The sequence below is a fragment of the Umezawaea sp. genome, assembly GCF_057122925.1.
On sequence record NZ_DBNGPQ010000072.1, the window covers coordinates 1 to 10,512 of the forward strand.

Here is a 10,512-nt window from a genome sequence, read left to right on the forward strand (position 1 = left end):
GTCGAAGACTGCGACGCCGCCCTGTTCCCCATCACCGGCTGGTCCGTCATCGACGTCCTACGCCAATCACCCAGCGCACCACCAGCCGACCGCGTCGACATCGTCCAACCCGCACTGTTCACCGTCATGACCGCACTGGCCAAAGTCTGGCAATCCCACGACGTCCACCCCGACGCCGTCATCGGCCACTCCCAAGGCGAAATCGCCGCCGCCCACATCGCCGGAGCACTCACCCTCACCGACGCCGCCCTCATCTCCGCCCACCGCGCCCAAGCACTGCTCTCCATCGCCGGCACCGGCGCCATGGCCTCCGTCGACCTACCCGCCGACCAACTCCAACCACTCCTCCCACCCGAAGTCCACATCGCCGCCTACAACTCACCCACCGCCACCGTCGTCGCAGGCACCCCCGACGGCATCCACACCCTCCTCACCACCCTGACCACCCAAGGCGTGCACAACCGGCTCCTCCCCGTGGACTACGCCTCCCACACCCCCCACATGACCGTCCTGCAAGACACCCTGCTCGACATCACCATCACCCCCCAACCCAGCCACACCGCCTTCTACTCCACCCTCACCACCCAACAACTCGACACCACCACGCTGACCCCCACCTACTGGTACGACAACCTCCGCAACCCCGTCCGCTACCACCACACCCTCACCACCCTGCACAACCACCACCACACCCACTACATCGAAACCAGCCCCCACCCCATCCTCACCACCCCCACCACCACAACCCTGCCCACCGCCACCACCACACCCACCCTGCACAAACACACCCACCCCCACACCCAACTCCTCCACAACCTCGCCCACACCCACACCACCGGCACCCCCACCACCCTGCCCACACCACCCCCCACCACACCCCCACCCACCCTCCCCACCTACCCCTTCCAACACCAACACCACTGGCTCTCCAGGGCTGTGCGGACCGACGCCGTCCACTCCGGGCAGAGGCCGGTCAACCACCCCCTGCTGACCGCCGAGGTCGACCTCCCGGACGGCTCGTCCGTCCACACCGGACTGATCGACCCCGGTGCGCAGCCGTGGCTCGACCAGCACGCCGTGGACGGGACCGCGCTGCTGCCCGGCACCGCGATCACCGAGCTGGTGTGGGCCGCGAGCGGTGACCTCGCCGTGGCCGAGCTGACGCTGCACGCACCCGCGGTGCTGCCGGAGAAGGGCGCGACCAGGGTCCGCCTGCGGATCGGAGCGCCGGAGGAGGACGGTTCCCGCACCGTCCTCGTGCACACCGGTGTCGAGGGCGAGGAGTGGACGCACAACGCGACCGGCTCGCTGGCGCCTCTGCCGAGCGCCGGTGTCGACCTGGTCGACTGGCCTCCGCCCGGTGCCGAACCGGTACCGGTGGAGGGTCTGTACGACCAACTGGCGGAGCACGGCCTGGAGTACGGGGCCGCGTTCCAGTGCGTGCGTGACGTGTGGCGCGACAGCGTGCACACCTACGCCGAGGTCGCGCTGCCCGAGGGCACCGACACCCTCCACTTCGGACTGCACCCCGCGCTCCTCGACGCCGCGCTCCACCCGCTCGCGCTGGGCCGCGAGGAGGACGGGCCGGTGCTGGTGCCGTTCTCGTTCACCGGCGCCTGCCTGCACGCGGTCGGCGCGACCCGGTTGCGCGTGCGCTTGACGACGAACGCCGCCGACTCCGTGTCCCTCGCGGTCGCCGACCAGGCGGGCGCACCGGTCGCGACCATCGAGGGCCTGCGGCTGCGCCCGGTCACGACACCGTCGGCCGCGCGGCGCGGCGCGCTGTTCGACCTGCGCTGGACGCCGACCGGGCAGCTCCCCTCCGTTCCCCCCGGCACCTCCTACGACGTGATCGGCGACCAGGCGCTCGCGGACGCGCTCGCCCGTTCCGGGGTCGCGGTGCGCACCTGGCCGGACGTCGACGCCGCCGCATCGGTCGAGCGGAAGCCCGACGCGGTGCTGCTGGTGTGCCACCCGACCGGTGCCGGTGACGTCGGCGAGGTCGTGACGGCACGGCTGCGCGACCACCTGCGGACGCTCAGGTCCTGGCTCGACCGGGAGGTCCCGCTGGTCCTCGTCACGGGTGACGAGCGGGCGGACCCGGTGACCGCGGCCCTGCTGGGGATGACGCGCACCGCGCAGGCCGAGCACCCCGGACTGTTCACCGTGGTGGAACTGCCGGACGGCGGACTCGACCACGCGGCAGCCGCCGTGCACCACGCTCTCACCACGCGGGAGCCGAGGATCGCGGTGCGCGACGGTCTGGTCTCCGTGCCGCGCCTCGCGCGCGTGGCCGCACCCGAGCCCGCGCCCCTCGATCCGGACCGGACCGTGCTGATCACCGGAGCGGGCGGGGTGCTCGCCGGGCACCTCGCGCGTCACCTCGTCACGCGGCACGGCGTCAAGCACCTGCTGCTGCTCAGCCGCACCCGGCCGGAGGCGCTCGCCGAGCAGCTCGCCGACCTGGGCGCGCACGCCCGCGCGGTGGCCTGCGACGTCGCCGACGCCGACCAGCTCGCCGCCGCGCTGGGCGAGGTCCCGGCGGAGCACCCGCTCGGCACCGTGGTGCACGCGGCCGGTGTGCTGAGCGACGCGACCCTCGCCGGGCTCACCGACGAGCAGCTGGTCACCGTGCTGGCGCCGAAGGTCCAGGGGGCGCTCAACCTGGACGCGGCGACCGGGGACCTGGCGTCGTTCGTGCTGTTCTCCAGCGCCGCGGGCGCGTTCGGCGGTCCCGGCCAGGCCAACTACGCCGCGGCCAACGCCTTCCTCGACGCGTTCGCGCACCACCGCGTGAACCGGGGTCTCCCGGCCACGTCGCTGGCGTGGGGGCTCTGGGCGGAGGCGACCGGCACGACCGGACACCTGGCCGACGGCGACCGGGAAAGGTTGGCGGACAGCGGGTTGCGGCCGTTGGGCACCGAGGACGGGCTCGCGCTGTTCGACTCGGCGCTGGGCGCCCGGCAGCCCGTCCTGCTGCCGCTGAGCCTGGACGCGCGCCGCCTGCGGGCGGGCGGTGTCCCGCCGCTGCTCGAAGGGCTGGTGCCGACCGCGGGACGTCGCCGGGCGTCCGAGGACACCCCGGTGGTGGAGTCGGACCTCGCCGCGCGGCTGCGCGGCCGTGACCCGCGGGAAGTCCTGCTGGAACTGGTCGAGGACCACGCGAACACCGCGTTGGGCCACCCGACGGGCCACGCCCTCGACCCGACGCAGCCGTTCCGCGACCTCGGCTTCGACTCGTTGACCGCGGTGACCTTGCGCAACCGGTTGGCCGAGGCGACCGGGCTGCGCCTGCCCGCGACCCTGGTGTTCGACCACCCCACCCCGGAGGTGCTCGCCCGGCACCTCGCCGAGCAGCTGCTCGGTGACGCCACGCCGAAGAAGGCGCACGTCGCGGAGCGGGCGGCGGGAGAGCCGATCGCGATCATCGGCATCGGCTGCCGCTTCCCCGGTGGTGTGCACGGGCCGGACGACCTGTGGCGGCTCCTGCTCGACGGGCGGGACGCGGTCGAGGACTTCCCCACCGACCGCGGCTGGGACCTCGACGGCATGGGCGACCTCGTCCGGCAGGGCGGTTTCCTCGACGGCGTGGCCGACTTCGACGCGGCGTTCTTCGGCATCTCCCCCCGCGAAGCGCTCGCCATGGACCCCCAGCAACGACTGCTGCTGGAGACCACGTGGCACGCGATCGAGCACGGCGGCATCGACCCGACGTCGCTGCGCGGCTCGGCGACCGGCGTGTTCACCGGCGTGATGTACCAGGACTACCTGCAAGGGGCGGGTGAGCTGCCGGAGGAGATCGCGGGCTTCCGCAGCACGGGCAACGCGGGCAGCGTCGTCTCCGGCCGCGTGTCCTACGCGCTGGGGCTGGAGGGGCCCGCGCTCACCGTGGACACGGCGTGCTCCTCGTCGCTGGTGACGCTGCACCTCGCGGTTCGGGCCCTGCGCGACGGCGACTGCTCCCTGGCGCTGGCGGGCGGCGCCACGGTGATGTCCACCCCGACGCTGTTCCTGGACTACAGCAGGCAGGGCGCGCTGTCCTCGGACGGTCGGTGCCGGGCGTTCTCCGAGGACGCGAGCGGGACGGGCTTCGCCGAGGGTGTCGGGGTCGTGCTGCTGGAACGGCTCTCCGACGCGGTGCGCAACGGCAGGCGCGTGCTCGCCGTGGTGCGCGGCAGCGCGGTGAACCAGGACGGCGCGTCCAACGGGCTGAGCGCGCCCAACGGTCCGGCGCAGCAGCGGGTCATCCGGGCCGCGCTGGCCGACGCCGGCCTTCGACCGTCCGATGTGGACGCGGTGGAGGCGCACGGCACCGGGACCCGGCTCGGCGACCCGATCGAGGCGCAGGCGGTGATCGCGGCCTACGGGCAGGACCGGGAGCACCCGCTGCACCTCGGGTCGATCAAGTCCAACATCGGCCACACCCAGGCCGCCGCGGGCGTCGCGGGCGTGCTGAAGATGGTGCTGGCACTGCACAACGAGGCGTTGCCCCGCACGCTGCACACCACCGCCCCCACGCCGCACGTCGACTGGTCGGCTGGTGCCGTGGCGCTGCCGGTGGACACCGTGCCGTGGCCGCGCGGCGAACGGGTCCGGCGCGCGGGCGTGTCGTCGTTCGGGATCAGCGGCACGAACGCGCACGTGATCGTCGAGCAGGCGCCGGAGACCGAGCCGGCACCCGTTCCCGAGGTCGAACCGCGCCTGGCGCCGGTGCTGCTGTCGGCGAAGTCCCCGACAGCCCTGCGGAACCAGGCGAAGGCGCTGCTGGACGTGGACGCGCCGGTCGCGGCCCTCGCACGGGCGACCGCCGCGCGGGCGGCGCTGCCGCACCGGGCCGCGTTCCTCGCCGACGACGAGGCCGGGCTGCGCGCGGCGCTGGAGGCCTTCGCCGCGGAGGTGCCGCACCCGGACGTCGCCACGGGCACGGCGGACGGACGCGCGAAGGTGGCGTTCGTGTTCCCCGGGCAGGGAACGCAGTGGCCGGGCATGATGACGGGCCTGATCGCGGAGTCCGAGGTCGTCCGCGACGCCGTGGCCGCGTGCGACCGCGAGTTCTCCCGCCACCTGGACTGGTCGGTGGCCGACACCCTGGTGGACGGGGTGCCGCTGGACGAGGTCGACGTGGTGCAGCCCGTGCTGTTCACGACGATGGTGGCGCTGGCGGCGTTGTGGCGCGCACACGGCGTGGAGCCGGACGCGGTGGTCGGGCACTCGCAGGGCGAGGTGGCGGCGGCCCACGTCGCCGGGATCCTGACGCTGGCGGACGCGGTCCGCGTGGTGGTCGAGCGCAGCGCGGCGCTGGTGGACCTGACCGGCCCCTGCGGGATGCTCAGCGTCACGCTGCCGGCCGAGCGGGCGCAGGAGGCGTTGGAACCCTGGCGCGACAAGCTGTCCATCGCGGCGGTGAACGCCCCGGACGTGGTCACCGTGTCCGGCGAGCTCACCGCGCTCCAGGAGTACGAGGCGGCGCTCGGCGCTCGCGGCGTGCGCACCAGGATGATCAAGGGCATCCGGACGGCCGGGCACTCGCCGATGATGGACGGCCTGCGCGACCGCCTCGACGCCGCGCTGCGGGACGTGGCCCCCGCGCCCGGCGCCATCCCCTTCTGCTCGACGGTCACCGGGACGTTCCAGGACGGCAGCGGGATGGACGGCGCCTACTGGTTCCGCAACCTCCGCGAGGTGGTGCGGTTCGAGGAGGCGATCAGGTCGCTGGACGGATCGGGGCACACCGTGTTCCTGGAGGTGAGTCCGCACCCGGTGCTGGCGGCGGCGGTGGACGGCACGCTGCCGGACGCGGTGGCGCTGCCCACGCTGCGCCGCGGCGAGGGTGGGCGGGCGCGGTTCGCCAGGGCTCTGGCGGGCGCGCACAACCACGGGCTGCCGGTCGCGTGGGCCTCGTGGTTCGGCGAGGGCGGCGGCGTGGAGCTGCCGGGGTACCCGTTCGACCACGAGCGGTACTGGGCGGCGCCCAGCGGCGGCGCGGGTGATCTCGGCTCGGTGGGCCTGGTCGGCGCGGAGCACCCGCTGCTCGGCGCGGCGGTCGCGCTGGCCGACGGTGGTCTGCTGTTCAGCGGTCGGGTCTCGACGCGGACGCACCCGTGGCTGGCCGACCACGCCGTCGACGGCACGGTGATCGTGCCGGGCACCGCGTTCCTCGACCTCGCCTGGCACTCGGGCGCGCCGGTCGTGGCGGACCTGACGCTGGAGGCGCCGCTGGTGCTGCCGCCCGACGGCGGTGTGCGGATCCAGGTGGTGGTGGACCCGCCGTCCCCCGGCGGGACGCGCGGACTGGTGTGCCACTCGCGTCCCGACGACGCCGCCGAGGACTCGCCCTGGACGCGGCACGCGAGCGCGACCCTGGGCGGGTCCCGTCCCACGGCGGCGGCGGACCTCCGGGCGTGGCCGCCTCCGGGCGCGACCGCCGTCGCGGTGGACGACCTGTACGACCGCTACAGCGACCTCGGGCTCTCCTACGGCCCGGCGTTCCGCGGTGTCCGCGCCGCGTGGCGGCGGGGCGACGAGGTCTTCGCGGACGTGCGGCTGCCGGGGGACGTCCAGGTCGCGGACTTCGGCCTGCACCCGGCGCTGCTCGACGCCGCGCTGCACCCGCTGGCGCTGGGCGACCTGCTGCCGGAGGACCAGCGCGGCGGGAAGAACCTGCCGTTCTCCTGGAGTTCGGCGGTCCTGCACGCGGTGGACGCCACGAGCCTGCGGGTGCGGCTGAGCCCCGACGGCGGGGGCGGCATCACCGTCCAGGCGGCGGACGGGACCGGCGAGCCGGTCGCGGAGATCAGCTCGCTGCGCCTGAGGCCGATGTCCGTGGACGGTCCGCGTCCGGGGAAGGCCGGCCCGCTGCTGGCGGTCCGCTGGGTCCCGGTGGAGGCGCAGGCCGGGCCGGAGCGCCTCGCGGTCGTCGGCGACCCCGACCTGGCCACGGCACTGGGCGCCGTGGACCCGGACGTCGCGGAAGCGGTGCTGCACGTGCTCCCGGCACGGTCCGGCGACCTCGCCGCCGAGGCCGAGGCCGGTGTCCTCGACCTCCTCGGCGTGGTGCGGTCCTGGCTCGCCGAGGACCGCGTCGGCGAACCCCGCCTCGTCGTGGTCGGCCGTGGTGTCACGACGGATCCGGTGGCGGCCTCGGCGTGGGGGTTGCTGCGCTCGGCGCAGGCCGAACACCCGGACCGGTTCACCCTGCTCGACGTCGTCGGCGACGTGGACCCCGACGCCGTCCGGCGCGCGGTGGGCTCCGGTGAGCCGCAGGTCGCCGTGCGGGGCGGCGTGGTGCTCGCCGCGCGCCTGCACAAGGCGGACGGCGCCGGTGAGGTCGTCCTGCCGGAGGACTCCGACTGGGTGCTGGCCAAAGCCGTGGACGGGAGCTTCGACGACCTCACCGCCGAGCCGCGGGACCGGCTTCCCCTCGCCCCCGGCGAGGTCCGGATCGCGGTGCGGGCGGCGGGGGTCAACTTCCGCGACACCCTGGTCGTGCTCGGCCTCTACCCGGACCCGGACGCCACGATCGGCAGCGAAGCGGCGGGTGTCGTGCTCGAGGTCGGGGCCGAGGTGACCGACCTGGCGCCCGGCGACCGCGTGTTCGGGATGTTCCGCGACGCGATCGGGTCCGCGGCCGTCACCGACCGGCGGCTGCTCGCGCCGATGCCGCGGGGCTGGGACTTCACCACCGCCGCCGCCATCCCGGTGGTCTACCTGACCGCCTACTACGGGCTCGTCGACCTGGCCGGGCTGCGCGCCGGCCAGTCGATCCTGGTGCACGCCGCCGCGGGCGGGGTCGGCACCGCCGCGACCCAGTTGGCGGAGCACCTGGGAGCCGAGGTGTTCGCGACCGCGTCCCCGGCGAAGTGGTCCGCGCTGGACCTGCCCGCCGACCACGTCGCCTCCTCCCGCGACCTCGCGTTCGAGGAGCGGTTCCGCGCGGCCACCGGAGGCCGGGGCGTCGACGTGGTGCTCAACTCGCTGACCGGCGAGTTCCTCGACGCCTCGCTGCGGCTGACCGCGCCCGGCGGGACGTTCCTGGAGATGGGCAGGACCGACCTGCGCTCCGAGACCCCGGCGGGGGTCGACTACCGGCCGTACGAGCTGGTGTCGGCGGCCGGACCGGACCGGATCGGGGAGATGCTGCGGGAACTGGTCGCGCTGTTCGACCGGGGAGCGCTCCGACCGCCGCGCACGACCTGCTGGGACGTGCGGCGCGCACCGGAGGCGCTGCGGCACCTGAGCCAGGCCAAGCACGTCGGCAAGGTCGTGCTCACGCTCCCCCGAGCCCTCGACCCGTCCGGCACCGTGCTGGTCACCGGCGCGAGCGGCACGCTGGGCGCTGTGGTGGCACGGCACCTCGTCACGGCGCACGGCGTCGGCAGGCTCGTCCTGCTCAGCCGCGGCGGCACCGCCGACGTGACGGGCCTGGACGCGCACGTGGACGTCGTGGCCTGTGACGTGGCGGACCGCGCGCAGGTGGCCGCCGTGCTCGACGCGATCCCCGCCGAGCACCCGCTGACCGCCGTGGTGCACGCCGCCGCGGTGGTCGACGACGGCGTGGTCGAGGAGCTGACGCCGGACCAGGTCGCGCGGGCGTTCGCGGCCAAGGCCCGCGGCGCGTGGCACCTGCACGAGCTGACCCGGCACGCCGACCTGTCCGCCTTCGTGCTGTTCTCGTCGGCGGCGGGCGTGTTCGGCGGGCCCGGCCAGGGCAACTACGCGGCGGCCAACGCGTTCCTGGACGCGCTGGCCGAGCACCGGAGGTCCGTGGGCCTGGCCGCGACCTCGGTGGCGTGGGGGCTGTGGGAGGAGCGCAGCAGCACCACGGCACGACTCACCGGCACCGACCTCGACCGCATGGCCCGCGGCGGCATGACGGCGCTGGCCACGGCGGACGGCCTGGCGCTGCTCGACGCCGCGGACGGCGCGTCCGACGCGGTGCTCGTCGCCGCGCGCCTCGACCTCGCCGCCCATTCCGGGCCCGTCGCACCGCTGCTGCGCGACCTCGTGCGGCCCGCGCTGCGCAAGGCGTCGGCGGTGTCGGACACCGGCGGCCTGGTCGACCGGCTCGCCGCGTTGAGCGCCACCGACCGGGTCAAGCTGCTCACGTCGATGGTGCGCGAGCAGACGGCGGTCGTGCTCGGGCACTCGTCGGGCACGGCGGTGCCGACCGGCCGCGCGTTCCGCGACCTCGGCTTCGACTCGCTGAGCGCGGTGGAGCTGCGCAACCGGCTCGCCACGGCGACCGGGGTGCGGTTGCCCGCGACCGCGGCGTTCGACCACCCCAACGCCGAGGCGCTGGCCGCGCACCTGCTGGCCGAGCTCGCCCCGCCGGACGCCGACCCGGTCGAGCCGCTGCTGGCCGATCTGGACCGGTTCCTGTCCGCGCTGGACGAGACCACCGCGACCGACGAACGGGTGGCGGACCGGGTGCGCTTCCTGCGCGGCCGGTGGGAGCAGCTCACCGGGGCCGTACCCGCGGACGACCTCGACGACGCCAGCGACGAGGAGCTGTTCCGCCTGCTGGACGACACGACACCGTGAAAGCGCTGAGGAGCTGAGACGTGGCCGACGAACGGCAACTGCGGGAGTACCTGAAGAAGGCGATCGCTGAGACCAGGGACGTGCGACAGCGGCTGCGGGACGCGGAAGGCCGCTTCACCGAACCGATCGCGATCATCGGCGTCGGCTGCCGGTACCCTGGCGGGGTCGGGTCGGCTGAGGACCTGTGGCGGCTGGTGGTCGAGGGCGGTGACGCGGTCGGCGAGTTCCCCGCCGACCGCGGCTGGGACCTGGACGGGCTGCACGACCCTGACCCCGACCACCCCGGCACGAGCTACGTGCGGCACGGCGGTTTCCTGGACGACGTCGCGGGGTTCGACGCCGACTTCTTCGGCATCTCGCCCCGCGAGGCGCTGGCGATGGACCCGCAGCAGCGGCTGCTGCTGGAGACGTCGTGGCACGCGATCGAGGACGCGGGCATCGACCCGACCTCGTTGCGCGGCACGGCGACCGGGGTGTTCGCCGGGGTGGCCGGGATGGACTACGCGGCGCTCGCGGCCGGTTCCGCCGACGCGTCGGGCCACATGCTGACCGGCAACGTCGGCAGCGTGGTGTCCGGCCGGGTGGCCTACACGCTGGGCCTGGGGGGGCCCGCGGTGACCATCGACACGGCGTGCTCGTCGTCGCTGGTCGCGATGCACCTCGCCGCGCAGTCGCTGCGGTCGGGCGAGTCGACGCTCGCACTGGCGGGCGGGGCGACGGTGATGTCCACGCCGTCGGTGTTCGTGGAGTTCAGCAAGCAGCGCGGGCTGGCCGCCGACGGTCGCTGCAAGGCGTTCTCGGCCGACGCCGACGGCATGGGCGCCGCGGAGGGGGTCGGCCTGGTGCTGCTGGAGAAGCTGTCCGACGCCCGCCGCAACGGCCACCGCGTCCTCGCCGTCATCCGGGGCAGCGCCGTCAACCAGGACGGCGCCTCCAACGGCCTCACCGCCCCCAACGGCCTCGCCCAACAAC

General features: G+C 74.7%; 2 protein-coding genes. Both read left to right on the forward strand.

The genetic code is table 11. From position 1 onward, the window contains the following. Window positions 1-9,540, forward strand: a 9,540-nt coding sequence (locus AC156L_RS16160; protein ID WP_330878885.1) for an SDR family NAD(P)-dependent oxidoreductase, incomplete at its 5' end; no start/stop codon positions are given. Window positions 9,541-9,560: 20 nt separating this feature from the next. Then, a partial coding sequence (locus tag AC156L_RS16165) for a beta-ketoacyl synthase N-terminal-like domain-containing protein (RefSeq protein ID WP_484406978.1) occupies window positions 9,561-10,512 on the forward strand: 952 nt, incomplete at its 3' end.